Source organism: Stenotrophomonas sp. YJH_SMC_131, assembly GCF_059367975.1.
In genome coordinates, this window is record NZ_JCAFRJ010000006.1 from 249856 (window position 1) to 275851 (window position 25996).

The window sequence follows — 25996 nt, forward strand, 5'->3', positions numbered from 1 at the left end:
GCATTGCTCCTTGCGGTGGGTGGTGAACTGGAGGCCATCCTGGGGCACTATTGCGGACGACTTCTGTCCTCGATCCTTCATGCGCCATACCGCCCATCGACTGCTGCGCCTGATCGCCCTGCTGCAGGCCCGTCGCCAGTGGTCCGGGGCCGAGCTCGCCGAGCGCATGGGCGTGGACCGGCGCAGCATCCGCCGTGACGTCGAGCGCCTGCGCGAGCTGGGTTATCCGGTCCGGGCCTCGTCCGGGGTTGGCGGCGGCTACCAGCTGGGGGCAGGGGCGCCGGTGCTGCCGATGCTGCTGGACGAGGAGGAGGCGACTACCCTGGCCATCGCCCTGCGCGCGGCCTCTGCGACCGTCGCCGGCATCGACGACACCGCGCGCGGCCTGTTGTCCAAGCTCGATCCGCTGGTGCCGACCCGTCGCCGCCAGCAGGCCGGCGAGGTGCATGCCGCCACCGCCACCCTGTCCGACCTTCCGTCCACCGACGCACGCCTGCTTGGGCAGCTGGCCCAGCACTGCCGGCAGGCGTCACGGCTGGCCTTCGAATACCGCAGTGCCCAGGAAGCGGTGACCCAGCGCGAGGTCGAGGCGCAGCACCTGGTCAACTACGGGCGGCGCTGGTACCTGCTGGCCTGGGACCTGGGCCGGCAGGACTGGCGCACCCTGCGCGTGGACCGGATGGGCGCGGTGCGCGAATGCGCCGAGCCGGGCATGCACCGCCGTACGCCCGCACCGCCGGATGTGATGGTGCGGCAGGCGGTCAGCCAGGCCCCGTTCGCCCTGCAGGCCATCGTCCGCCTGGCCGGCAGCCGCGCCGAGCTGGAAGGCCGCATCCCGCCCTGGTGTGGTGTGCTGGAGGACGATGGGCCCGACCATTGCCTGCTGCGCATGGGCGCCGAGAGCCGCGGCATGATGCTGGCGCAGATCCTCAGCCTGGACCGGGTGCCGGTGGCGGTGTGGACCACGCCGCCGGGCCTGCGCGATGAACTGGCACAGCGCCTGGCCGGATTGGGGCAGGTGCTGGCTGTGCCGCCGGTCACAGGCTGAGCCGCGTCGCTTGGCAAGCCCCGGCGAAGCTGGGACACTCGCCGGCATGAAGGGGATACTGGGGACAACGGCGATCATCATCGCTGCGCTGACCGCTGCGCCGGCCAGCGCGGGCACCCTGTTCAAGTGCCAGGGCGCCGACGGGGTCACCAGCTATGTCAGCAAGCGCCTGGCCGGGGCCCGCTGCAGCGCCATCAGCTACAGCCGCGACCTCCGCCCGGCACCGCGCCCGGTGGTGGCCGCGCCGAAGCCGGCGCCGACCACCGTGGCCAGCATCGAGCGCAACCCGGTGGCGGTGGCGGCCAGCACTGCGGCGCCGGCGGCTGCGCCAGCCGCCGTACCCGCGCCCCCGGTCGCCTCGCGCAGCGGGCGCATGGTCAGCGGCCAGGTCTATTCCTTCATGAAGGACGGCGTGCGCCACTACACCAGTGCGCGCCCGACCCAGGTCGCCAACCTCGGCCCGGTGCGCACCATCCGCTACAGTTTCATGGAGCGCTGCTACGCCTGTGGCGTCAACCCGCGCGTGGACTTCGGTTCGGTGCGGTTGAACACCACCGCGTTCCAGACCGAGATCAGCTCGGCCGCGCGCGAGTTCGGCGTCGACGAAGCCGTGGTGCGCGCCATCATCCACGCCGAGTCGGCCTACAACCCGACCGCGCTCAGCCGCGCCGGCGCGCAGGGCCTGATGCAGCTGATGCCGCCAACCGCGGCCCGTTTCGGAGTCAGCGATTCCTACGATGCCGGGCAGAACATCCGCGGTGGCGTGCAGTATCTTGCGTGGTTGTTGAAGCGTTTCAATGGCGACCTGACCCTGGCCGCGGCTGGCTACAACGCGGGCGAAGGCGCGGTTGACCGCCACGGTGGCGTGCCGCCCTACAGCGAGACCCAGTACTACGTGCGCCGGGTCGGGCAGCTGGCCGAGCGTTACCGCACCGCATTGACGCACCAGTAGTGCCGGCCGCTGGCCGGCAACCTTGGGCAATGGCCGGTACCGACCGGCCACTGGCTGGCAGCCCCGTAATCAATGTTGTTGCAATGCGTTGTGTGGCGCTCGACGGTTCCGCTACACTCGCCCATGATTCAATGCGGCTCTGGCCCCCACCGGATCCGCTGGCAGCCTTAAAGCTACCTAATCAATATCGGAGTGCCGGATGGCCAACGATGGGGTACACGATCCAGTCAACACCGGACGTCGGCGTTTTCTTTCTGCCACCACAGCCGTGGTGGGCGCCGTCGGCGTCGGATTCACCGCTGTTCCTTTCATCAAATCCTGGAACCCCAGTGCCCGTGCCAAGCTTGCCGGCGCACCGGTGGTGGCCGACATCAGCGCCCTGCAGGAAGGCCAACGCCTGATCGTGGAATGGCGTGGCCAGCCGATCTGGATCGTCAAGCGGTCCAAGGCGATCCTCGATGCACTGCACGGGCTCGATGGCCGCCTCAAGGACCCCGAGTCCGGCGAGAAGGACCAGCAGCCGGACTACGTGCTGAAGCAGAACCCCGAGCTGCGCTCGATCAAGCCGGACATTTCCGTGCTGGTCGGCCTGTGCACGCACCTGGGCTGTTCGCCGGAAATGGTCGCCGAGATCCGGCCTGAACCCTATGACCCGCAGTGGAAGGGCGGCTACTTCTGCCCCTGCCACAAGTCGCGCTTCGACATGTCCGGCCGCGTCTTCAAGGACGTGCCGGCGCCGATCAACCTGAAGGTGCCCGCGCACCATTACCAGGACGACAACACCATCATCATCGGTGTCGATCCGCAGGGGGCAGCCTGATGGCCAATATCCTCGCTCGTACCGCCAGCGGCGTGGCCGACTGGGTCAATGCCCGCGCGCCGGGCCTGATGCCGGTCTACCGCAAGCATGTCACCGAGTACTACGCGCCGAAGAACTTCAACATCTGGTACTACTTCGGTTCGCTGGCGCTGCTGGTGCTGGTCAACCAGATCGTCACCGGCATCTTCCTGACGATGCACTACAAGACCAACGCCGCCGAGGCGTTCGGCTCCATCGAATACATCATGCGTGATGTGGAGTGGGGCTGGCTGATCCGCTACATGCACTCCACCGGGGCCTCGCTGTTCTTCATCGTGGTCTACCTGCACATGTTCCGCGGCCTGCTGTACGGCAGTTACCAGAAGCCGCGCGAGCTGGTGTGGATCCTGGGCATGCTGATCTACCTGGTGCTGATGGCCGAAGCCTTCATGGGCTACGTGCTGCCGTGGGGGCAGATGTCGTTCTGGGGCGCCAAGGTGATCATTTCGCTGTTCGGCGCGATACCGGTGATCGGCAACGGCCTGACCGAGTGGATCATGGGCGACTACCTGCCAAGTGACGCCACGCTCAACCGCTTCTTCGCGCTGCACGTCATCGCACTGCCGCTGGTGCTGCTGTTGCTGGTGGTGCTGCACCTGGGCGCGCTGCACGAGGTGGGGTCGAACAACCCCGATGGCGTGGAGATCAAGAAGGGGCCCAAGGGCAACCGCTGGTCGCCGAACGCCCCGGCCGACGGCATTCCGTTCCATCCGTACTACACGCTCAAGGATGGCGTCGGTGCCGGCTTCCTGCTGATCATCGCCGCCTTCATCATCTTCTTCGCCCCCGGTTTCGGCGGCCTGTTCCTGGAGCACGACAACTTCACCGAAGCCAACCGCCTGGTGACCCCGGAACACATCAAGCCGGTCTGGTACTACACGCCGTACTACGCGATGTTGCGCGTGGTGCCGAACAAGCTGGGCGGCGTGCTGGTGATGTTCTCGGCCATCGCGATCCTGTTCCTGGTGCCGTGGCTGGACAAGGCGAAGGTGAAATCGGTGCGCTACCGCGGCTGGATCTCGAAGGTGATGCTGGGCGTGCTGGCGGTGTGCTTCGTGTGGCTGGGCGTGATTGGTTCCGGCCCGGGCACCGATGTGCACGAGACCTACATCGGGCGGGTGTTGACCTTCCTGTACTTCGCGTTCTTCATCACCATGCCGCTATGGACAAGGTTGGACAGGACCAAGCCGGTACCGGAGAGGGTGACCACGCATGACTGAGCGCTGGATGGTCCGGCTGGCCCTGGCGGCCACCCTGATGCTGGGCAGTTTCCTGGCCTCCGCCGCCGAAGGCGGCACCCCGCTGCTGCAGGCCGGCAACGACCTCGGTGACCGCGCCTCGCTGCAGCGCGGCGCGCAGCTGTACATGAACTACTGCTCCGGCTGCCACGCATTGAAGTACCTGCGCTATTCGCGGATGGCGCAGGACCTCGGCCTGACCGAGGAAGAGGTGATGAACAACCTCAACTTCACCGGCTCGGCGATCGGCGACCCGATCCCGGTGGCGATGCCCAAGGAGAACGCGGAGAAGTGGTTCGGCAAGATGCCGCCCGATCTCAGCCTGATCTCGCGCGTGCGGGGCAGTGACTGGGTCTACACCTATCTCAAGTCGTTCTATCTGGACAGCAGCCGCCCGCTGGGCTGGAACAACGCGCTGTTCGCCAATGCCTCCATGCCCAACCCGCTGTGGGAGATGCAGGGCCTGCAGCATGCGATGCACGGCAAGGCGGAAGCGCCTGGCATGGACCCGCCGGTGACCGGCCTGAAAATCGAAACGCCCGGGTCGGTCGATGCCGGCCAGTACGATCAGGCCGTTCGGGACATCACCAACTTCCTCGAATACGCCGGTGAACCGGCCGCGCTCAAGCGGCAGCAGCTGGGCGTATGGGTGATCCTGTTCCTGGCCCTGCTGACGTTCCTGCTGTACCTGCTGAAGAAGGAATACTGGAAGGACGTCCACTGATTCTGCCGCCGGCCATCGCCCGGGCCTATTGGCTTTTGTGATGGTCGGTTGCACACTCGGGGTGGAGTCGACCGCTGGCACGGTGCCGGCGGCGCCGATGCGGCAGGCGGTCTCCTGTCGTGGGAGAGCCTTTGATGGCGGCGAGCGTACGCATGCGCAATACACTGACGCTGTTTTCCTCGAACGACGACGTACTGTGCCACCGGGTACGCCTGGTGCTGGCGGCCAAGGGGGTCACCTTCGACTTTGTCCCGGTCGATCCGCAGAACCCGCCTGAAGACCTGATCGATCTCAATCCGTACCACTCGGTGCCGACCCTGGTCGAGCGCGAGCTGGTGCTGTACGCCGCGTCGGTGGTCAGCGAATACCTGGACGAACGCTACCCGCATCCTCCGCTGATGCCGGTCGATCCGCTCTCGCGTGCGCGTATCCGCCTGGCCATGCTGCGCATCGAGCACGACTGGGTACCGCAGGTGCAGGCCATCCAGCTGGGCAACAAGACCCAGGCCGAGGCCGGCCGCAAGCGCCTGAAGGAACTGCTGACCGCCTCGCTGCCGCTGTTCAAGGCCAGCAAGTTCTTCCTCAATCCGGAAATGAGCCTGGCCGACTGTGCAATGGCACCGATCATCTGGCGCCTGCAGTCGCTGGACGTGCCGCTGCCGAAGGACGGCAAGGCGATCGAGGACTATGGCAACCGCATCTTCCGTCACCCGGGTTTCGTCCGCAGCCTGACCGACCAGGAAAAGAAGCTGCGCGATCTGCCGGTCTGATCCGACCTTGCGTAACCCGTCTGCACGCCGACCGGCGTGCAGGCGATCCGCCCCGGCGGGGCGCCGGGCGCGTACACTTCACGCATGACCGAAGACTTCTTCCACATGACCAGCCACCGCCCGTACCTGCTGCGGGCGCTGGTGGAATGGATCAACGACAACCAGCTGACCCCGCACATCCTGGTCGACGCCGGCGTCCCCGGCGTGCAGGTGCCGCCTTCGGCGGTCAAGGATGGCCGGGTCGTGCTCAACATCGCCGAACGCGCCGTCGTGCGGCTGATGATCGACAACGAAATGGTGAGCTTCTCGGCCCGCTTCTCCGGCACCAGCTACCCGGTGCAGGTACCGATCAGCGCCGTGCTGGCGGTCTATGCCCGCGAGACCGGGCAGGGCATGGCGCTGCCGGATGACATTCCGGGCAGCGAGACCGCGCCGACCAGTGACGAACTGCTGCACGAGGACGGCACGCCGCCGGACGATACGCCACCGGCCAGTCCGCCGCCCAAGGGCCGCCCGAACCTGCGCGTGGTCAAGTAACCATTCCGACGCCGCCCCGATGGGCGGCGTCTTCCTTTGCAGGTTTTACCGGTGGGTGCCGGAATTGTGTGGGTGCCGACCGTTGGTCGGCACACCTTCAGTTCTTACACATCCTCGGCATCCTCCACATCCGGCCGGATCTGGCTGATCCGCGCGGCACCGGGGCCGGTGAACGAGATCAGCTGGTCGCCGCGCAGCACCATGCGGCCCACGTGGCGATCGATGCCATCGTAGGAATACTCGAACTTGAAGGTGCGCTCGAAACCGAGCCGTCCGTCCTCGCCACGCGACAGTCGCAGGCCGGTGGCATGTACCGCCTGATCCAGCCACTGCACGTCGGCAGCGCGGCAGGCATTGCGGCCCAGCTCGACCGCGCGCTCGGCGGCCGAACGCGCCGCATTCCAGAAGAAATAGATGATTCCGCCGGCAATCAGCAACAACAGCAGGGTGGGCATGGCGTCAGCCGTCAGAGGTCGATCCCGCAAAGATGGCGGCGAACGCGCGCTGGATCAAGCGCTGCACTCACCGCTGTGGCTGCGGTTCGCTGGACATCGGTGATGCGGGCACGTTAGACGGCGCCGTCGCCGGCACCGTCTGCATCGGCGCGGCGGAGGGCGAAGGCATCACCAATGGCGCGGTCGCCGTCAGCTGCAGCAGCGCTGCCCAGTCCTGGCGGTTGAAGCTGCATTCGTCCTCGCGGCCCGGCGTGCAGCTGGGCTCGATGCCGGTGCTGTTGCGTTCGCGCGCCGGCGGCAGCTTGATCAACCCGGTGCGGTCCAGCGGCAGCAGTCGCATCGCCACCGTGTTCATCACGTTGCCGCCCACCAGGTACAGGGTCTGGTCGCCCCCCAGGTTGGCGGCCACCACTACTTCGCAATGTGATTTCCAGTGGCCCACCGAACCGTTGCCCAGTGCCTGCACCAGCCCACTGTAGCTGAGCGTGGTGCTGCGATCGCGCAGGAAGCACAGCAGGTCGCCCGGTGCGGGCTTTGCGGTCGCGGGATCGACCAGCCGGTACGGCACGCCCGAGGGTCCGCCCTGGTACGCGGCACGGATGTAGTCGATGTGGCGTGGCGACGCGTTGAAGCCGGGGACGCCGGACTGCACCATCACCCAGGAAATGAACGCGGCCGACCACGGGTTGTCGATCAGGAAGGTGCGGCAGTCGCTGTCGGTGTAGCGCGTGCCCAGTGGTGCCAGACAGCTGCTGGCGCCGGCGATGCTGCCCATCGCGTTGAGCGTGCCGCTGTTGCGCCAGTAGCCGGCCACGCGCTGCCAGGCAATCAGCCCGTTGTCGGCCAGATGTTCGTTCTCGGCCTCGGTGACACTCAGGCTCGCCGCGCGGCCATCGCGATCGATGAAAGGCCGGAACCAGAGCCGGTGTTCATTGCAGGCAGTATTGCGGATGGCCACCGCCAATGGGCTCAGGCCGAAACGCGGTGGCACATCGCAGGCTTCGGCCGCCGCTGCGGACAGGGGGGCCGCGGCCAGCAGCAGACAGGCAGGCAAGAGCATCCGGCGCATGCGCGGCTCCTGTGGGGGATGCCGGCAGCGTCGCAGAGGCGGCCGTAGCCGAGCCGTGAAGGCGTCCCGGGTCGTGTAGAGCCGAGCCCATGCTCGGGTCATCGCGCGAAGCGCGCGCAGGGCGTGCCGCAAATCGACAAGCAGCCGAGCGTAGGCTCGGCTCTACAAGTCCTGCAGGCCTCAGCCCGGCGGTGGGCCGAGCTTCAACGACAGATCGATGGCCTGCACGTGCTTGGTCAGGCCGCCGATGGAGATGCAGTCGACGCCATCCTCGGCGATCGAGCGCAGGCCACCCAGGCCGACGCTGCCGGACACTTCCAGCGGAATGCGGCCGGCCGTGATGCGTACCGCCTCGCGGCGCAGGTCGGGGCTGAAGTCGTCCAGCAGGATGCGTTCGCAACCAGCGTCGAGCGCCTGGCGCAGCTGCGCCAGATCCTCGACCTCGACCACCAGCGGCAGCGCAGGCCACTGCCGGCGTGCGCCCGCCACGGCGTCGGCCAGTGAACCGGCAGCGCGGATGTGGTTTTCCTTCAGCATCACCGTGTCGTACAGGCCGAAACGATGGTTCTCGCCACCGCCGCAGCGCACCGCGTACTTCTGCGCCAGGCGCAGGCCGGGCAGGGTCTTGCGGGTGTCGAGGATGCGCGTGCCGGTACCGGCCACCGCCGCCACGTAGCGGGCGGTGGTGGTTGCCGTACCGGACAGCGTCTGCAGGAAGTTGAGCGAGGTGCGTTCGGCGCTGACCAGGCTGCGGCTGCGCCCATGCAGCAGGGCCAGCACGGTGCCTGCGGTGACCGCGTCGCCGTCGGAAACCTGCCATTCGATGCGTACGTCCGGGTCGAGCGCGCGGTGGGTGGCGTCGAACCAGGGGCGGCCGGCGATCACCCCGTCCTGCTTGCACAGCAGGTAGGCGCTGTCGGCCTGGTCGGGCAGCAGGGCGGCGGTGACATCACCGCTGCCCAGGTCCTCGGCCAGTGCACGCGCGACATCGGCGGCGACAACGGCCGCATCCGGCGTCGGCAGCGTGCTCATGCGGTCGGGAAATCGGCGATCTGGGCGGTCGGGATGGCTTCCTCGGCCAGCAGCACCGGGATGCCGTCGTCGACGCGGAAGACCTGCTTGCGGTCGCGGGTGACCAGCGCTTCGCGCAGCGGCTGCGCCAGCGGGTTGCCATCGGCCTTGTTCACCGCGCCGGCGGAAATGGCCTTGTTGAGGGCTTCCAGGCCCTTGCCATCCAGCAGGGACAGGGGCTGGCGGGTGTCAGGCGACACCAGCAGGTCGAGCAGCTTGCGATCCATGGTTCTTCGTCTTGCGTGGAAGATGGCTAGAATACGTCTTTAAGGCAGGTGACGGCCAATGACCCCCAACCCGATCGCGCCGCTTGTCGGCATCGTCATGGGTTCCCGTTCCGACTGGGAAACCATGCAGCACGCCGCCCAGAAGCTTGAAGCCCTGGGTGTTCCGTTCGAAGTGAAGGTGGTGTCCGCGCATCGGACGCCGGATGTGTTGTTCAGTTACGCCGAGCAGGCGGGCCCGCGTGGCCTGCGCGCGATCATCGCCGGTGCCGGCGGGGCCGCCCACCTGCCAGGCATGATCGCCGCCAAGACCGCCGTGCCGGTGCTGGGCGTGCCGGTGCAGTCCAAGGCCCTCAACGGCATGGATTCGCTGCTGTCGATCGTGCAGATGCCGGCCGGTATCCCGGTCGCCACCTTCGCCATCGGCAATGCCGGCGCGTCCAACGCGGCGCTGTTCGCCGCCGCGATGCTGGCCAGCGACCAGCCGGCGATCGGCCAGGCGCTCGACGCCTTCCGTGCACGCCAGACCGAAGACGTGATGGCCCACGACGATCCGCGCCAATGAGCCTGACCGTCGGCATCCTGGGCGGCGGCCAGCTCGCCCGCATGATGGTCCTGGCCGGTGCGCCGCTGGGGCTGCGCTTCGAACTGTATGACCCGGCGGCCGACGCCTGCAGCGGCCCGCTGGCGCCGCTCACCGTCGGTGCCTTCGACGACCGCCAGGCGCTGGCGGACTTCGCTGCCAAGGTCGATGTGGTCACCTTCGATTTCGAGAATGTGCCCGCCGACAGTGCACAGTTCCTGGCCGACCGCGTGCCGGTCTACCCGCCGCCGGCCGCGCTGGCGGTGGCCCAGGACCGGTTGAGCGAGAAGACCCTGTTCCAGCAGCTGGGCATCCCGCTGCCGGCCTTCGCTGATATCCGCAGCCGCGACGAGCTGGCGGCGAAGGCCGCCGAATTCGGCCTGCCGTGCATCCTCAAGACCCGCCGCCTGGGCTACGACGGCAAGGGCCAGTTCCGCCTGCGCAGCGAAGCCGACATTGATGCCGCCTGGGATGCGCTGGGTGCACAGGTCGAGCGCACCGGACTGATCCTGGAGGGCTTCGTGGCCTTCCAGCGCGAGGTCAGCGTGGTGGCCGTGCGTGGCCGCGATGGCAGTTTCGAAGCCTGGCCGATCACCGGCAACTGGCATGTCGACGGTGTGCTGTCGGCCAGCGTGGCCCCGGCCGTGCTGTCCGCCGCCGAGCAGCAGGCAGCCATCGGCTATGCACGCCGTGTCGCCGAACACCTGCAGTACGTCGGCGTGTTCGCGCTGGAACTGTTCTGCCGCGATGGCGAGCTGCTGGCCAACGAGATGGCGCCACGCGTGCACAACTCCGGGCACTGGACCATCGAAGGCAGCGAGACCTCGCAGTTCGAGAACCACCTGCGCGCCGTGCTGGGCCTGCCGCTGGGCAGCACCCGCATGCTCGGCCATGCCTGCATGCTGAATTGGCTGGGCCGGATGCCCGACCCGTTGCCGGTGCTGGCCCAGGCCAGTGGCCACTGGCATGACTATGGCAAGGAGTCGCGCGAAGGCCGCAAGGTCGGCCATGCCACGTTGCGCGATGACGATGCCGCAGCACTGGCCGACGCGTTGGACCAGGTGGGCCTGGAACTGGACCGCCAGGCCCAGGTGGCACCGGCGGTGCACGCGCTGCGCAACCGCTGAACGCGGGCGTGCCGGCGTGCTGCCGGCAGACCCCTGTATGGCTGCAACGGTGTGGCGCACCGGTGCAGCCATCGGCGCAACATTCCCGGTGGTAGCGTGGAGCTCCTTTCACAGGAGTCACGACCATGCTCGACTGGAATGCCTACCGCAAGGAACTGAAGGGCCGCATCGGCGAGATCGGCAAGCTCTCGCCGGATACGGTCAAGGGCTACGCCACCCTGGCCAATGCCGGTGCCCAGACCAACCACCTGGATGCCAAGACCCGGGAGCTGATCGCGCTGGCGGTGGCGGTGACCACCCGTTGTGACGGCTGCATCACCGTGCACGTGGACGCGGCGCTGAAGCATGGCGCCAGCCGCGAGGAAATCGCCGAGGCGCTGGGCGTGGCGGTCTCGCTCAACGCCGGCGCCGCGCTGGTGTACTCGGCGCGGGTGATGGATGCGGTGGCCGCGCACGAGAGCGCATGAAGCTTCATCTGTAGAGCCGAGCCCATGCTCGGCTGCTGTCCGGCCAGCCGAGCATGGGCTCGGCTCTACAGGGGGTCAGCGCAGCTGGCTCTCGGCGAATTCCCAGTTGACCATCTGCCAGAACGCGTCCAGGTAACGCGCGCGGTCATTCTGGTAGTCGGTGTAGTACGCGTGCTCCCACACGTCGCAGCACAGCAGCGGGGTGCTGTCGCCGGTCAGGGGCGTGCCGGCGTTGCGGGTGGCCTGGATGCCCAGCTGGCCGCCCGGGTGCTGCACCAGCCACACCCAGCCCGAGCCGAACAGGCCCAGTGCAGCGCGGTTGAATTCCTCGCGCAGGCGCTGCGCGTCACCGAACTGGCGCTTGACCAGCTCGCCCAGCCGGCCCTGCGGTTCGCCGCCGCCGCGCGGGCGCAGGCACTGCCAGTAGAAGCCGTGGTTCCAGGCCTGGGCGGCCGCATCGAACAGCGTGCCCTGGGCATGGCGCACGATCTCTTCCAGCGACGCCTCCTCCCACTCGGTGCCGAGGGTGCCGGCGTTGACCGCGTCGACATAGGCGCGGTGGTGGCGGCCGTGATGCAGTTCCACGGTCTGCGCGGACAGGTGGGGCTGCAGGGAGCCGGAGAGGTAGGGCAGGGCGGGCAATTCGACGGGCATGTGCAGGTTCGTGGCCAGGGGACGGCGGCAGCCTGTTCCATCCGCTTACAATGGCGGCTACCGTGGGCAGTCTAGCCGACCATCACGGTCGGGTTGTCCGGCGAAGCAAGGAGTGTGGTTGTGGCGGTGATGCAGCAAATCCAGGCCGAGGTCGATCGTTACCCGCTCGTGCTGTTCATGAAGGGCACCCCGCAGTACCCGATGTGCGGCTTTTCCAGCCGCGCCGTGCAGGCGTTGATGGCTGCCGGCGCCGTCACCCTGCGCACCGTCAACGTGCTCGAAGAACCGGAGATCCGCGCCAACCTGCCGCGCTTCTCCAACCTGCCGACCTTCCCGCAGCTGTTCATCAACGGCGAGTTGATCGGCGGCTGCGACATCGTCATGGAACTGTTTGAATCCGGCGAACTCAAGCGCATCGTCGAAGAGGCGACCCAGGGATGAGTGCCTGGCCGTCGACGTCACCGACTGACGGGGCGCTCGATGGCCGCCCGTTGCAGGACCGCGTGGTGCTGGTTGCCGGTGCCGGCGGCGGGCTGGGCAGTGCGGCGGCGATTGCCGCTGCGGCGGCCGGGGCTACCGTGGTCCTGCTGGGGCGCAAGCCGCGCCGGCTGGACCGGGTCTATGCCCAGGTCCAGGCGGTCGGCCCGGAACCCCTGCTGTACCCGATGGACCTGGAGGGTGCCGGCCCCGATGACTATGCCGAACTGGCCCAGGCCCTGCAGCGTGAGCTGGGGCGGCTGGATGGCCTGCTGGTCTGCGCCGCGCATTTCCCCGGCCTGACCCCGTTCGAGCTGGCCGACCCGGCCAGTTTCGCCCGTGCGGTCCATGTCACCCTGACCGCCCCGGCCTGGCTGGCCCAGGCCTGCCTGCCGCTGCTGCGGCAGCGCGAGGATGCTGCCCTGGTGTTCGCGGTCGATGCCCCCGAACGGGTGGGGCAGGCCTACTGGGGCGGGTATGGCGTGGCCCAGCACGGCCTGCGTGGCCTGATCGCGAGCCTGCACGATGAGCTGGGCCGCAGCCCGGTCCGGGTCAGTGGCCTGTACCCGGGGCCCCTGCGCACGGCCCTGCGCGCCCGCGCCTATTCCGTCGATCAGGACCCGGCTGCGCAAGGGCCCGAAGCGGCCGCCGCTGCGGCCGTCATCCTGTTGTCCCCGGCCGGCCATGCCTGGCGGGGGACGATTCTCGATGCCAGCGGGGCAGTTCCCCGCGAGTGAGCCCCGGGGGAAGGCGGAGTGAAGAACCCGTCACGATTGCGTTGCGAACCGGTGCCGTTTGTCGCACAACCGTCACATTGATGGCGTAGCGTGTTAATCTAGTGTTAACCGTTATGGCTGCCTTCAGCCAAGCGGTAGGGAACCCCAGATAACTCTCCGACCAGCCACCCGCAGGGCTGTTTGGATGCGCTTTTTTTTCCGCCATCGCCAACTCGCATCGAGGCTACCGAAAAATGACCCACCCACTCCGGATGTCCAAGCTTACCCTTGGTCTCGTGGCTGCACTTGCTGCCGCTCCCGCCTTCGCCCAGACCACCACTGCCGGTGTCGGCGGCCAGGTCGTGACCAGCGGCGGCCAGCCCGTCGCCGGTGCTGAAGTCACCATCACCCACACCGAGTCGGGCACGGTTTCGCGCGCTACCACCGACGCGGCGGGTCGCTACAACGCGCGCGGCCTGCGCGTGGGTGGTCCCTATACCATCACCATCACCAAGCCGGGTGAAGGCACCAAGACCGAAGATGGTGTCTACCTGGGCGTGAACCAGACCGGCACCATCAATGCCATCCTGACCGGTGACGTGGCCAAGGCCACCAACCTGGACACCGTGCAGGTCACCGCCGTCGGCGGCGGCTCGGAAGTGTTCAGCGCCACCAAGATGGGCTCGGGCACCAACATCAGCCAGGAGCAGATCGAGATTGCGCCGTCCATCGGCGGCAACATCCAGGATCTGATGCGCCTGGATCCGCGCGTGACCTTCATCGACCGCGCCTCGGGCTCGATCTCGGCCGGTGGCCAGAACCCGCGCTACAACTCGATCAACATCGACGGCGTCTCGGCCAGCGACACCTTCGGCCTGGAAGGCAACAACATGCCGACCCGCCGCCAGCCGGTCGCGATGGAGGCCATCGAAGCGCTGGACATCAACCTGTCCAACTACGACGTCAGCATCGCTGGCGCTGCCGGTGCCACCGTCAATGCGGTGACCAAGTCCGGTACCAATGAATTCCACGGTTCGGTGTACGGCACCTACCGTGACGGTGACTGGTTCGGCAAGAACCCGGAAGGCAAGAAGTTCAACGGCTTCAACGACGAAAAGACCTACGGCATGACCCTGGGCGGCCCGATCGTCAAGGACAAGCTGTTCTTCTTCGCCAACTACGAGAAGTTCAAGCAGTCCGCGCCGGGCGCCGACCTGTCCAGCACCGCGCTGGGCAAGGCCAATGCCGACTACAGCATGGCTGACGTGACCCGTGCCCAGGAAATCGCCAAGGGTTATGGCTTCGATGCCGGCGGTATCGAAAGCAACGGCAACACGGATCTGGAAGAGTACGCGCTGAAGCTCGACTGGAACATCAACGAGAACCACCGCGCCAACATCCGTTACAGCAAGCTCGAGCAGAGCAAGCTGCGCATCAACGGCATGGGCTCGACCTCGCAGGCTTCGCTGAGTTCTTACTGGTACCAGCACGTCAAGACCAACGAGAGCTACGTCGCCCAGGTCTTCAGCGACTGGACCGACACCTTCTCGACCGAGTTGAAGGCTTCGTACCGCGAGTACTCGGCCGTCCGCGAGGTGCCGACCAATGCCCCGAGCATCCGCATCTACTTCCCGCGCGGTGGCGATGTGACCACGCCGGAAGGCGACTCGCTGTTCCTGGGTACCGAGACCAACTCGCAGAACAACGTGCTGGAAACCAAGGCGTGGAACTACTACGCCGCCGGTACGCTGACCTTGGGTGACCACGACCTGAAGTTCGGTGGTTCGTACGACACCAACGATGTCTACAACTACTATGGCGCTGGTTCGTGGGGTGCTTACACCTTCTATGGCCTGGACAATTTCGCCAAGGGGCAGTGGCAGACCTACCAGCTGAACAAGGAAAAGAGCGCGAACTCGATCGCGGCTGACTACAAGTACAGCAACCTGGCCCTGTTCGTGCAGGACACCTGGTACGTCAACAGCAACCTGACCCTGACCATGGGTCTGCGTGGCGACCGACCGAAGGTGAGCCCGGCGCCGGCGTACAACCAGAAGGCGCAGACTGTCTTCGGTTATGACAATAGTGCGGTGTTCCCGAGCAAGTTCCTGATCCAGCCGCGCTTCGGCTTCAACTACACCTTCGACACCGAGCGCCCGACACAGCTGCGCGGCGGCATCGGCCTGTTCCAGGGTGATGCACCGCAGGTGTGGATCAGCAACAGCTACTCCACCACCGGCTTCAACTACGACTCGTACAACATCAGCCGCTACAACGGCCAGAAGTTCAATCCGGACAAGGACAACCAGCCGGTCCCGACCACTCCGGGCAGCGCGCTGCAGAACGTCAACTTCGTCGGCCGCGACTTCAAGCTGCCGTCGCTGTACAAGGCCAACCTGGCCTTCGATCACGAGCTGCCTTGGTACGGCATGGTCGCCTCGGCCGAGCTGCTGGTCACCAAGGTCAAGGATGGCCTGTACTACCAGCACCTGAACCTGGGCAAGGGCCGTCAGGTCGGTGCCGATGGTCGCGTGAACTACTACGTGCCTTCGGCTGACGGCAGGGCGTGGGGCACCAACGATGCGCGTAATGGTTACGCCGCACAGGGCTTCAACAACGTCTACCTGATCGACAACACCGATCAGGGCCGCACCTCGCAGTTCACCGTCTCGCTGAGCAAGCCGTGGAGCGCGAGCAGCGACTGGTCCTGGAACCTGGGCTACACCTACACCGATGCCAAGGAAGTGGGTAGCCTGACCAGCTCCACCGCCAGCTCGGGCTGGGGCTACCAGTATGCCTTCAATGCCAACGAGGAAATGCTGAACACCTCGCGCTACCAGATCCGAGACCGCCTGTCGGGCTCGCTGAACTGGAAGCACAAGTTCTTCGGCGACTACGAGACCAAGGTGGGTCTGGTGTACGAAGGCCGCAGCGGCCGCCCGTACAGCTACATCTATGTGAACGACGCCAACGGCGACGGCCGTTCGGGCAACGACCTGTTCTACGTGCCGCGTCGCGGCGAGGTCCTGTTCGGTACCCTGTCCAACAACGGCAAGTTCACCGCCGATGCGGCGATGGAGAAGTCGTTCTTCGACTGGCTGGCGGCCAACCCGCAGCTGGCCAAGTACGAAGGCCAGGTGGCTCCGGCCAACCAGTTCCGTACCGGCTGGATCAACACCTTCGACATCCGTATCAGCCAGCAGCTGCCGGGCTTCATGAAGGGCCACAAGTCGGAGATCTGGCTGGACATCCAGAACGTCGGCAACATGCTCAACAAGAAGTGGGGCAACATCTACGACTACGGCTTCTACGCCAACGCTCGTGTTGCCAGCCTGCAGGGCCTGTACAACGGCAAGTACGTCTACAACTACCGTGGCGCGGACCTGCCGAGCGTCGCCAACTCCGATGCTGACGGCTTCGACGTCGGTGTCTCGCAGTGGTCGCTGCAGCTGGGCTTCCGCTACCAGTTCTGATGCACTGACGTAGCGCTGCTGTAAACGGAAACGGCCGGGGAAACCCGGCCGTTTCCCGTTCAGGCGAAAGTCCTTGCGGGGCGCTGGGCAACGGCGTAGCATCTGGAAATGTGCGCGGCGTCAACGCCGCCCAGGCGGTCCCGGACAGGCGAACGCGGGCAGCACACATCCAACGGTCGGGCTTCCCGGCCGTTTTGCTTTTTAAGGGGGCGGCAGTACAGTCGGAAACCTTGAAGGAAGCGAAAAATTGGATATGACCACGAACGAAAAATCAGCCCGTGCACTGCCGGTGCAGGATGCGCGGATCTACCCGCGCGGTGGGCTGGATGTGCTGTCGCGCGCCGAGGTCGCACGCCTGCGCGATGCCTCCGCCGGCGGCATGCATGAGCTGCTGCGCCGCTGCGCGCTGGCTGTGCTGACCAGCGGCAGCGCTTCGGACGATCCGCGCGCGGCGCGCGACCTCTACCCTGATTTCGACATCCAGGTGGCGCAGCAGGATCGCGGCGTGCGCATCGACCTGGTCAACGCACCGGCGATGGCCTTCGTCGACGGCGAGATCATCCGCGGTGTCGCCGAACTGCTGTTCGCCGTCGTGCGCGACCTGGCCTACATGGCCATCGAGATGGGCCCGGCCTACGCGGCCGAGCTGGAGTCGTCCGAGGGCATCACCAACGCGGTGTTCGGCCTGCTGCGCAATGCGCGCATCCTCAACCCGGGCGATCCGAACCTGGTGGTGTGCTGGGGCGGCCATTCGATCTCGCGCGACGAGTACCTGTACACCAAGCAGGTGGGTTACGAGCTGGGCCTGCGCGGCCTGGACATCTGCACCGGCTGCGGTCCGGGTGCGATGAAGGGCCCGATGAAGGGTGCGACCATCGCCCATGCCAAGCAGCGCCGCACCGTCACGCGCTACATCGGCCTCACCGAGCCGGGCATCATTGCGGCCGAGTCGCCGAACCCGATCGTCAACCACCTGGTGATCATGCCGGACATCGAGAAGCGCCTTGAGGCCTTCGTCCGCATCGGCCACGGCATCATCGTGTTCGCCGGCGGCGTCGGCACTGCCGAAGAGATCCTGTACCTGCTCGGCATCCTGCTGCGCGAGGAGAACAAGGACCTGCCGTTCCCGCTGATCCTGACCGGCCCGACCGTGGCGGCGCCGTACTTCGAGCAGATCGACCGCTTCATCCGCCTGACCCTGGGTGATGAGGCTGCCGAGCGCTACGAGATCATCATCGGTGACCCGGTCGCGGTGGCCAAGAAGATGGCCAACGGCATCAAGCGCGTGCGCGAGCACCGCCTGGCGCAGAAGGACTCGTTCTTCTTCAACTGGTCGATCGAGATCCCGTGGGAGTACCAGCAGCCGTTCGTGCCGACCCACGAGGCGATGGCCGCGCTGGACCTGCACCACGGGCGTGCGCCGCACGCGCTGGCGGCCGATCTGCGCCGGGCGTTCTCGGGCATCGTCGCCGGCAACGTGAAGGAGGACGGCATGCGCCGCATCGAGCAGTTCGGGCCGTTCCAGATCCACGGGGACCCGGACATGATGCAGGCGCTGGATGCGCTGCTGCGCGCCTTCGTCGAGCAGCGCCGGATGAAGATCTCCGGCGAATACCAGCCCTGCTACCAGGTGCTGGCCTGAACCCGGGCCGGCGCGATGGGGATCGCGCCGGCACGGGCAGGGGAGGGCGGGTCGTCAAGCCTTTGACGCCCGTCGCCCCGGATTGACCGTTCATCCTGCCGCCGCTTGCCGGTGGCGGGACGATGGCCCATCGTGGCCACCAACACGCTGGGGAGCGTCCAATGTCTTTGCGCCGGCAAAACGGTTTCACGCTGGTTGAACTGATGGTCACGCTGGCCGTCTTCGTGATCCTGGCGTCGATCGCCTATCCGAGCTTCCGCGGGATGATCCGCTCGAACCGGCTGGCGACCGCCAACAATGAACTGATCGCGCTGGCCAACCTGGCCCGCAGCGAAGGCATCCGCAACAGCAACGGTGGCGGTGTCTGTGGCAGCGCCGATGGCAAGGCCTGTGATGGCGACTGGTCCAAGGGTGTGCTGGCCTGGTCGGACCTGGATGGCGACGGCCAGATGGGCAGCAATGACGTCGCGCTGCGCTTTTCTCAGGGCAATCCGCAGCTGAGCGTAGTCGGCCCACCGGGCGCGGTCATCGCCTTCGACGGGCGCGGCCGGCGCAGGGCGGTCGCTGATCAGACCCTGGTGCTGTCGCCGGATGCGTGCAAGGCCGGTGAATCGAAAAGCACGTTGACGATCAACCAATCCGGCCAGGTCCGGGTGACCAAGGGAGCCTGCTCATGAGCCGCCGCAACCTGGCCCGCCCGCGCTCGTCGCAGGGTGGCTTCAGCCTGATCGAAGTGATGGTGGCGGTGCTGATCCTGGCGTTCGGGCTGCTGGGCTTTGCCTTGCTGCAGACCACCAACGTCCGCTTCGTGCAGAGCGCAAACTACCGCACCCAGGCGACCAACCTGGCCAACGACCTGATCGAACTGATGCGCGCCCAGCGCACCGATACCCTGGCCGGTGGCGCCTACTCCTCGGCCTCGTTCTCGGCCGGCTCGGTGAAGCCCAGCGGCGTCTGCGCCTGGCCGACCGGCGCTGCCGTGACGCCGAAGACGAACGTGGCGCGCTGGCAGTGCGAGGTCGCGCGCACGCTGGGCGAGAAGGCCAGCGCGCAGGTGACCTTCGTGCAGAGCACCGGCCAGGTCACCGTGGCCATCAGCTGGGGTGACCAGCGCTGGGATCCGAAGGATCCCGACAGCCTTACCACCTTCGGCCTGACGACCTTCCTGTGAACGCGCCCATGAGTCCAATTTCGCGAGCCCGAGGCCTGTCGCTGATCGAACTGATGATCGCCATGGTCATCGGCCTGGTCCTGATGCTGGGCGTCACCCAGATCTTCATCGCCTCGCGTGCGGCGTCGCGGCTGTCCGAAGGCGCGGCCCGTACCCAGGAGAACGCGCGCTTCGCGCTGGATTTCCTGCAGCGTGACCTGCGCATGGCCGGCCACTTCGGCTGCGTCAACGACCAGGCCCACGTGGTCAAGAACACCGGCGATATCGGCTATCACCTGGGCATCAGCTCGGGCAGTGGCGACCCGCAGGATTTCTCGGTTCCGGTGCAGGGGTATGAGGCAGCAGGTACGGCGCCGGGCGCCACGCTGACGCTGGGCCGTGCGTGGAGCGCGGCGCAGTCGGTACCGAAGAGCATCACCAACCTCAAGCCGGCGCCGTTGCCTGGCAGCGACATCCTTGTGCTGCGCCTGATGAGTCCGGAAGGGGCCGTGGTGACCGGCATCTCCGTGGCCGCGGGTGCGACCACGCTGACCGTCTCCAGTGATGGCATGGCCCGACTGAAGGGCAACGCCGCAGGTACGCCGACGGTCTTCGGCATAGCCGACTGCACCCGTGCCGACGTCTTCCCCGCCACCATCAGCGGTTCGACCTTGAAGGTGGACAAGGTCGACCTGAGCAACTATTCGATCAACAACGCGATGACCATGCTGTATCGCGCCGATGGCATGGCGTACTACATCGCGACCAATCCCAATGGCGAGCCGGCGCTTTACCGGGCACGCGCGAATGGCGCCGGCGGCTACGCCGATGGCGAGGAGCTGGTGGAAGGCATCGAGAACATGCAGTTCCTGTACGGACTGGATGCCACCCCGGATATCGCCCTGCCCACGCCGCCGACCGGTCGCATCGTCGACCAGCGCGTGGCCAGTGCGGTCAGTACCGGTACCGATGCCACCGCCGCAGGGCAGTGGCGCCGCGTCGGCATGGTGCAGGTCGGCCTGCTGGCGCGCAGTCCGCAGCGTGCGTCGGCCGAAGCGCCGGGCAGTGCGGCCACGTATCCGGCCATCCTCGGGGTGGGCTTTGCCCCGGCCGATCCTTACGACCAGCGCCATCGTGGCGCCTATGAAGCGTCCGTTGCGCTGCGCAACCGCTTGTTCGGGAACTGACGACCATGCGCACTCATCCTTCCTCCCGACGCCGTCCCTTCGTTGCCCAGGCACGACAGCAGGGTGCCGTTCTCTATGTCGCGCTGATCATGCTGGTGCTGCTGGCCCTGCTGGGCGTGATCGGCATGCAGGTGGCCGGCATGCAGGAACGCATGGCGGCCGGCTACCGGGCGACCAACATGGCGCTCCAGAACGCGGAAGGCGCGGCACGCAGCGCCGAGAACGCCGTGGAGAACATCGCCAACCGCAAGGATGCCGGCGCCAATCCGGCCGTGGCCTCCTCCGACATCAACCAGCAGTGCGATGACGGCTTCGACCCCTCGGCCTGGGTCGCGAAAACCAAGCTGGGCAGCAAGCCGGCCATCTATGTCCGTGAGATCCAGGGCTGCATCCAGGGGGAGGGTGCGCTGGACATGGGCAAGTCGGTGGAGAAGCCGACGCCGGTCTACCAGATCACGACCTATGCCGGTGATACCACCAGTGATGCGACGTCGCGTGCGGCGATCGATACCGTATTCAAGCTGTGAGGGTGGGGAGCCCATGAACACTCGCAACCGCAGGATCCTGGCAGGCGTTGGCCTTGCCGTCTTGGCCGCTGGCGGCTATCTGGCGCATACCTTGTTTGCCGCACAGGCGCAGGGCGTGCTGGCACAGGAGCCGATGAACGTGCAGACGCGCGCGACACCGGCGTTCATCATGGCGGTGGACGATTCGGGTTCGATGAACTTCGAACGCATGTTCCCCGGTGGTGACGGCCGCATGCGCTGGAACAGCAACACCAACAGCTTCTTCAACAACGATGGAAGCTTCTTCAGCGTGGGCTCGGCGTGCGCCAGCAACTCGGTGGACTGTTACCTCTACCTGTATCCGCACGCGGAGTTCAACAAGGAATACTCGCCAGGCCGCGCCATTCCGCCGCTGGATATCTACGGCTTCGCGCGTTCGCATGTCTACAACGCCAGTTACTTCAACCCGGCAGTGACCTATCGGCCGTGGACCAATGCCGATGGCACGCTGTGGGCAGATGCCTCCATCACCCAGACCCGCGCCGATCCCCGGTCCGGCCAGCGCGGCTACAACGCCGTGTACAACATGACCGTCAATCGGGCCGACACGTCGGAAAAGTTCCAGTTCGTCAACGGCATGCGGATTCCCGACCTTTCCGGTACCGGCAATGAATACTATGTCGACAGCTGGTGGGATGGTGGATGGAAGACCGCCGCGATCAGCAACACCGGCAATACCACATACTCCATCAGTTATTTTCCGGCGACCTTCTACCTGCCGGCTGCAGCGCCTGCACCGGACGGATACAAGACCGACGACGCCAGTCGCCCAGTGATTACCGGTGCCTGTGGTCCGGGCTGCAACCTGCGTCGCTACCAGATCAAGCCGGGCAATTACTCGAGTCCGGCCGCCTACAACGCCGCGATCCAGAATTTCGCCAACTGGTTCCAGTATCACCGCAACCGCGTGCTGGCCATCGTCGGTTCGTCGACCGCCGCCCTGGTGAGCGTGGATACGATGCGGGTGGGCTACTTCACCATCAACAAGCTCAGCAACGCGACCATGTATGACATGGTCACCAACCGAGCTGACCTCTACAAGCAGATTTATGCGCTGACGGCCAACGGCGGCACGCCCAACCGTCGCGCGGTGGAGTATCTGGTCGACCAGTTCCGTCGTACCGACGCCGATGCCCCCGTGCAGCTGGCCTGCCAGCGTAATGGCGGCATGCTGTTCACCGATGGCTACACCAACTCCGGCAATGCACCGAGCGCGTCCTTCGGTGACGCCGACTCGGTGAACTCGACCCACCTGCCGTCCATTCCGTTCTCCGACGGCTACAGCAATACCATCGCCGACATCGCCGCGGCGGCTTATGCAGGCGCCCGGACCCCCCTGCGCACCGGGACCAGCTTCCCGGCGGGGCAGGTGCCGGTCAGTGACAAGTGCAGCTCCCTGGACAAGAGCAGCCCGGACTGGAAGCGCCTGGACTGCCAGACCGACCTGCACATGAACTTCTACGGCGTGACCCTGGGCGCGCAGGGCAAGATCTACGGCGTCAACCAGGCCGCAACCGCCGATCCGTACAAGACGGCGCCGAACTGGGCCGGCAATGGCAATCCGCTGGACGTCGATGACGGTACCGTCATCGATGAGCTGTGGCATGCGGCCGTCAACAGCCGTGGCGAATTCATCAACGCGCAGACCCCGGCGGACGTCACCGAGGCCATGCGTCGGGTGCTGTCCTCGATCAGTGGTGGTGCGTCGCCTTCAGGCACGATCGGTATCAGTGGTGCGCGCATCGGCACCGGCTCACTGGCGGTCACCCCACGCTATGACATCACCAACAGCGGCACCGACTGGTCGAGCAAGCTGACTGCGGCCAGCGTCAAGGTCAACGCCGACCAGGTCGCGGAGCTCACCGAGGTGTGGGAAGCCTCCAGCCGCCTGACGTCGTCCGGCCGCCGGATCGTGGCCAACAAGCTGGGTTCGCCGGTGGACTTCAACAGTGCCCGTATCAGCCTGCAGGATCTGTGCAGCAAACCCGACGGCAAGTACGCGTCGATGCTGGTCTGCTCCACCGACAAGCTGACGACGATCAAGGCCGATCTGGCCAGTGCCATCAACTATCTCAGTGCCGACAGCTCCACCGAGGTCCGCAACGGCGGCAAGTATCGTGACCGGACCACGCCGCTGGGTGACATCGTCAATTCGGCGCCGGTGGTCAGCTCGCCGCTGGACGACTACGGGTACCGCCAGCTCGGCGGCACCTACGCCAAGAGCTACACCGACTACCTGGCGACCAAGGCCAAGTCCCAGCGGTACATGGTCTATGTCGGTGCCAATGACGGCATGCTGCACGCCTTCGATGGCGGCATGAAGGCCGATGCCAAGCAGGACGGCACCGGCGGCACGGAGAGCTTTGCCTACATCCCGGCCACCGCGCTGGGGCACATGGCCAACCTGCTGTTCCCCTACAAGTCCGATACGGCCGACCAGACCTTCCGCCACCGCTATTACGTCGATGGCCCGATTGCCGTGGCCGATACCTACAACGGCACCGCGTGGCAGACCAGCCTGGTAGGCACCACGGGTGCAGGTGGCCGTTCGGTGTTCGCGCTGGACGTCACCACGCCGGGCAGCTTCGGCACCGGCAACGTGCTGTGGGAAATCAGCGACATCAACGCGTCGCTGAGGGACGAGGTGCGCAACAACATCGGATTCGTGCTGGGCAAGCCGGTGATCGTGCCGGTGAAGAGCGGCACCGGCGTCGCCTGGAAGGCGATCTTCGGCAATGGGTACGGCAGCGCCAATGGCAAGGCGGTGCTGTTCGTGGTCGACATGGCCAGTGGCGACATCCGGATGATCGAAGCCGTCGAGGGTACGTCAGGCGCCGGCATCTCCGGGAGTAACGGACTGGGCAATGTTGTGGTTGTCGATCGCTGGACCGGTACCAACCAGGATGCGCGCGGCCGTGATGGACTGGCCGACACCGTCTATGCCGCCGATCAGCGTGGCGCCGTGTGGAAGTTCGACCTGACCAGCAGTGCGAACACCACGCTGACCGTGCCGATGTTCACCAGCCAGGTTGCCCAGGACTCCTCCACCAAGACCTACCGCCAGCCGATCACCGGTGGCATGACTGCTGCCACCGGTCCTTCGGGCGGCGTGATGCTCTATTTCGGCACCGGCAGCTTCTCCTTCACCAGCGACAAGGATGACAAGGCGCAGCAGGCGCTGTACGCCGTGAACGATCTGTCGGGGAAGACGGTGACCTCGACGGTGACCGCTGCCAACCTGGTCCCGTACACGGCCGCGGCCGCCACTGCAGGCGTTGATGAACGCAAGATCACGGCGGGGACGGCCCCGGCAAATGCCCGGGGCTGGATGATCCAGCTGCCTGCCGGCAATGGCGAGCGTGCGGTGGGCAACCCGATCCTGGTCAGTGGCATCGTCTTCATGCCGACCTACGTGCCCAACATGCAGTCGGTAGGCTGTTCGACCAGCGGTTCGAACTGGCTGTTCGGGCTGTCGTCGATCAGCGGCTTGCCGATGTTGGAGAACGTGCGCTATGGCTCGCCGACCGGCAGCCGGCCCGGGGCAGCGACCGCCGCCATCGCGTTGAAGACCGGAGGAACTGCGCCGGTCCGTGACGTTTCGCTGTCGGTGCTGCCGCGTCCGACGGACAACAAGGCGCCGCCCGGAGGCAGCTCCTGCTGGATGGCCGTCGGCGCGGCGGGCAGCCAGTCGCTGTATCTGCCTTACCCTTGCGGTCGCCAGTCCTGGCGCCAGCTCCAGTAACCCCAGTGCGAGGATCCACGCTCATGCTGCACACTCACATGCCTCGCCGCGCGGCTGGCTTTACGCTGATCGAATTGATGATCGTGGTGATCGTCATCGGCATCCTGGCGGCGATCGCCATTCCGTCCTATCAGGAATACGTGCGCCGATCGCATCGTGCCGTGGTGAAGGCGGACCTAGCTGAGTACGCACAGCGCGCCGAGCGCTACCACACCAGCAACAACTCCTACACCGGCTACGCGCTGCCGACCAAGGTGTCGCCCCGTGATGGTGGTACCGTGCGCTACAACCTGGACTACAAGGGGGATGGCACCAGCTTCACCATCACCGCCACCCCGCAGGGCACGCAGGCCAAGGACAGCTGCGGCACGATGAGCGTGGACCAGGCCAACCGCAAGACGGCCGACGGTGGCGTTGCCAGTTGCTGGTGAAACAGGTGTTGATCTTCCTGTAATCGACCAGTACAATGCGCCTCCCCGCCCGAATAGCTCAGCCGGTTAGAGCACTTGACTGTTAATCAGGGGGTCGTTGGTTCGAGTCCAACTTCGGGCGCCAGACACTGCAAAAGCCGCGAGAAATCGCGGCTTTTGCTTTTCTGCGCAGGCAGTCAGCAGGGCGTATCGCGGTCCACGCGTTCACTTCGCACGCGGCCGCCATTGTTGACGATCAACGCACCGTGCAGCCGGTTGCCCGCGCAGATGCGCAGGGTCAGGTTGGCCCCTGGGCTGCGTCCGTCTGCCTGGAAGAACAGCTGGGGCCGCCCGCTGCTGGCCTGGGCAAGGATCGATATGTCCGAGCGCCCGGTGTGATGGTTCAGGATCGCCTCCGGCGACGTTGGCTCCCCGCGCTGGTCGCCACTGCGGTAGATGATCCAGCCGGCGCTCCAGTCGTCGCTGCAGTGCAGGCCGTCGATACTGGCGCAGAGGCCGATCAGCTCGCGTCTGCGCAATGCCTCGCTGCGCGCGCCGGCCAGGCTGGCGTGCAGGGTCAGTTGTAGTGCATCGGCGCGTTGCCGCAGCAGCAAAGGCTGCAGCGCCGGGCAGGACGCCGCCAGCAGCACCGCCAGCACGGCGATGACCACCAGCAGTTCGGTCAGGTGCACGCCCCGCGCAGAGCGGGGGCCGAGGGGGCAGGGGGCATTGGTCGGGTGCATGCATCCAGCCTCCGCGCCCGGCTGCGCGGCCGCCATCGGGAATCCCCGTGGCGGGCTGCCCGGCCACCCCTCAGCCAGCCGTCACCCCTCGCCCCGTATACTCATCCTTCCC

The 25996-nt window shown here is 66.4% G+C and carries 26 protein-coding genes and 1 tRNA gene; 21 read left to right on the top strand and 6 right to left on the bottom strand.

Annotation, left to right across the window (positions count from 1 at the left end):
- Positions 1–79: 79 nt before the first annotated feature.
- From AC5P56_RS14505 to AC5P56_RS14535, 7 genes are all read left to right on the top strand, one after another.
- Positions 80–1048 carry a helix-turn-helix transcriptional regulator gene (locus tag AC5P56_RS14505; RefSeq protein ID WP_014646579.1) on the top strand — a complete coding sequence of 323 codons (969 nt, stop codon included), beginning with the start codon at positions 80–82 and terminating at the stop codon, positions 1046–1048.
- A 46-nt stretch (positions 1049–1094) separates the two neighbouring features.
- Complete coding sequence (locus tag AC5P56_RS14510; RefSeq protein WP_046429799.1) at positions 1095–2000, top strand: lytic transglycosylase domain-containing protein; 906 nt, start codon at positions 1095–1097, stop codon at positions 1998–2000.
- 199 nt (positions 2001–2199) lie between these two features.
- Positions 2200–2820 carry a ubiquinol-cytochrome c reductase iron-sulfur subunit gene (gene petA / locus AC5P56_RS14515; RefSeq protein WP_004151998.1) on the top strand — a complete coding sequence of 207 codons (621 nt, stop codon included), beginning with the start codon at positions 2200–2202 and terminating at the stop codon, positions 2818–2820.
- Complete coding sequence (locus AC5P56_RS14520; RefSeq protein ID WP_014646581.1) at positions 2820–4079, top strand: cytochrome b; 1260 nt, start codon at positions 2820–2822, stop codon at positions 4077–4079. The genes petA and AC5P56_RS14520 overlap by 1 nt, the downstream gene beginning before the upstream one ends.
- Positions 4072–4821 (top strand): cytochrome c1, encoded by a 750-nt coding sequence (locus AC5P56_RS14525; protein ID WP_288494498.1) that lies wholly within the window; start codon positions 4072–4074, stop codon positions 4819–4821. Before AC5P56_RS14520 ends, AC5P56_RS14525 begins: the two co-directional genes overlap by 8 nt.
- A gap of 134 nt (positions 4822–4955) precedes the next feature.
- Positions 4956–5591, top strand: coding sequence for a glutathione S-transferase N-terminal domain-containing protein (locus AC5P56_RS14530; RefSeq protein WP_005408842.1), 636 nt, complete (start codon positions 4956–4958; stop codon positions 5589–5591).
- An 84-nt stretch (positions 5592–5675) separates the two neighbouring features.
- Positions 5676–6128: a ClpXP protease specificity-enhancing factor gene (locus AC5P56_RS14535; RefSeq protein WP_014646584.1), complete on the top strand. Its 453-nt coding sequence runs from the start codon at positions 5676–5678 to the stop codon at positions 6126–6128.
- A 104-nt stretch (positions 6129–6232) separates the two neighbouring features.
- Here AC5P56_RS14535 and AC5P56_RS14540 read toward each other — a convergent pair whose 3' ends face one another.
- The 4 genes from AC5P56_RS14540 to AC5P56_RS14555 form a co-directional block, all read right to left on the bottom strand.
- Complete coding sequence (locus AC5P56_RS14540) at positions 6233–6583, bottom strand: DUF3301 domain-containing protein (protein WP_005415950.1); 351 nt, start codon at positions 6581–6583, stop codon at positions 6233–6235.
- Positions 6584–6650: 67 nt separating this feature from the next.
- Complete coding sequence (locus AC5P56_RS14545) at positions 6651–7652, bottom strand: DUF2272 domain-containing protein (RefSeq protein WP_495231762.1); 1002 nt, start codon at positions 7650–7652, stop codon at positions 6651–6653.
- Positions 7653–7832: 180 nt separating this feature from the next.
- Positions 7833–8684, bottom strand: coding sequence for a carboxylating nicotinate-nucleotide diphosphorylase (gene nadC, locus AC5P56_RS14550; RefSeq protein ID WP_014646586.1), 852 nt, complete (start codon positions 8682–8684; stop codon positions 7833–7835).
- Complete coding sequence (locus AC5P56_RS14555; RefSeq protein WP_014036599.1) at positions 8681–8950, bottom strand: Trm112 family protein; 270 nt, start codon at positions 8948–8950, stop codon at positions 8681–8683. Before AC5P56_RS14555 ends, nadC begins: the two co-directional genes overlap by 4 nt.
- 58 nt (positions 8951–9008) lie before the next feature.
- Between AC5P56_RS14555 and purE the strand changes: the two genes are divergently transcribed.
- The 3 genes from purE (at position 9009) to AC5P56_RS14570 (ending at position 11124) form a co-directional block, all read left to right on the top strand.
- Entirely contained in the window at positions 9009–9512 is a 504-nt protein-coding gene (gene purE / locus AC5P56_RS14560; RefSeq protein WP_005412808.1) for a 5-(carboxyamino)imidazole ribonucleotide mutase, read from the top strand.
- The gene (locus tag AC5P56_RS14565) at positions 9509–10657 is read left to right on the top strand and encodes a 5-(carboxyamino)imidazole ribonucleotide synthase (protein ID WP_241884905.1); all 1149 of its coding nucleotides are present in this window, start codon (positions 9509–9511) and stop codon (positions 10655–10657) included. The genes purE and AC5P56_RS14565 overlap by 4 nt, the downstream gene beginning before the upstream one ends.
- Positions 10658–10782: 125 nt before the next feature.
- Positions 10783–11124, top strand: coding sequence for a carboxymuconolactone decarboxylase family protein (locus AC5P56_RS14570; protein ID WP_004152082.1), 342 nt, complete (start codon positions 10783–10785; stop codon positions 11122–11124).
- Between the two features lie 75 nt (positions 11125–11199).
- Here AC5P56_RS14570 and AC5P56_RS14575 read toward each other — a convergent pair whose 3' ends face one another.
- Positions 11200–11778 (bottom strand): superoxide dismutase, encoded by a 579-nt coding sequence (locus AC5P56_RS14575; protein ID WP_049408054.1) that lies wholly within the window; start codon positions 11776–11778, stop codon positions 11200–11202.
- A 120-nt stretch (positions 11779–11898) separates the two neighbouring features.
- Between AC5P56_RS14575 and grxD the strand changes: the two genes are divergently transcribed.
- From grxD to AC5P56_RS14630, 11 genes are all read left to right on the top strand, one after another.
- The gene (grxD, locus tag AC5P56_RS14580) at positions 11899–12219 is read left to right on the top strand and encodes a Grx4 family monothiol glutaredoxin (protein WP_005415957.1); all 321 of its coding nucleotides are present in this window, start codon (positions 11899–11901) and stop codon (positions 12217–12219) included.
- Entirely contained in the window at positions 12216–12992 is a 777-nt protein-coding gene (locus AC5P56_RS14585; RefSeq protein ID WP_053494946.1) for an SDR family NAD(P)-dependent oxidoreductase, read from the top strand. Before grxD ends, AC5P56_RS14585 begins: the two co-directional genes overlap by 4 nt.
- A 251-nt stretch (positions 12993–13243) precedes the next feature.
- On the top strand, positions 13244–16444 hold the full coding sequence (locus tag AC5P56_RS14590; RefSeq protein ID WP_049442246.1) for a TonB-dependent receptor: 3201 nt from the start codon (positions 13244–13246) through the stop codon (positions 16442–16444).
- 253 nt (positions 16445–16697) lie between these two features.
- Positions 16698–18086: a nucleotide 5'-monophosphate nucleosidase PpnN gene (gene ppnN, locus AC5P56_RS14595; RefSeq protein ID WP_014036604.1), complete on the top strand. Its 1389-nt coding sequence runs from the start codon at positions 16698–16700 to the stop codon at positions 18084–18086.
- A gap of 161 nt (positions 18087–18247) precedes the next feature.
- The gene (locus tag AC5P56_RS14600) at positions 18248–18763 is read left to right on the top strand and encodes a pilus assembly FimT family protein (protein WP_041863227.1); all 516 of its coding nucleotides are present in this window, start codon (positions 18248–18250) and stop codon (positions 18761–18763) included.
- A complete protein-coding gene (gene pilV / locus AC5P56_RS14605; protein ID WP_046429810.1) occupies positions 18760–19257 on the top strand; it encodes a type IV pilus modification protein PilV in 498 nt (165 codons plus the stop codon). Before AC5P56_RS14600 ends, pilV begins: the two co-directional genes overlap by 4 nt.
- 8 nt (positions 19258–19265) lie before the next feature.
- A complete protein-coding gene (locus tag AC5P56_RS14610) occupies positions 19266–20423 on the top strand; it encodes a PilW family protein (RefSeq protein WP_495231763.1) in 1158 nt (385 codons plus the stop codon).
- 5 nt (positions 20424–20428) lie between these two features.
- Positions 20429–20950, top strand: a complete 522-nt coding sequence (locus AC5P56_RS14615; RefSeq protein WP_046429812.1) for a pilus assembly PilX family protein — start codon at positions 20429–20431, stop codon at positions 20948–20950.
- Positions 20951–20963: 13 nt separating this feature from the next.
- Positions 20964–24731: a pilus assembly protein gene (locus AC5P56_RS14620; RefSeq protein WP_049407951.1), complete on the top strand. Its 3768-nt coding sequence runs from the start codon at positions 20964–20966 to the stop codon at positions 24729–24731.
- A 23-nt stretch (positions 24732–24754) separates the two neighbouring features.
- Entirely contained in the window at positions 24755–25162 is a 408-nt protein-coding gene (locus AC5P56_RS14625; RefSeq protein ID WP_014646597.1) for a type IV pilin protein, read from the top strand.
- 47 nt (positions 25163–25209) lie between these two features.
- Positions 25210–25286 (top strand) — tRNA-Asn (locus tag AC5P56_RS14630).
- 52 nt (positions 25287–25338) lie between these two features.
- On the opposite strand, the gene AC5P56_RS14635 is transcribed toward AC5P56_RS14630, so the two are convergent.
- On the bottom strand, positions 25339–25884 hold the full coding sequence (locus AC5P56_RS14635; protein ID WP_495231764.1) for a GspH/FimT family pseudopilin: 546 nt from the start codon (positions 25882–25884) through the stop codon (positions 25339–25341).
- Positions 25885–25996: the final 112 nt, after the last annotated feature.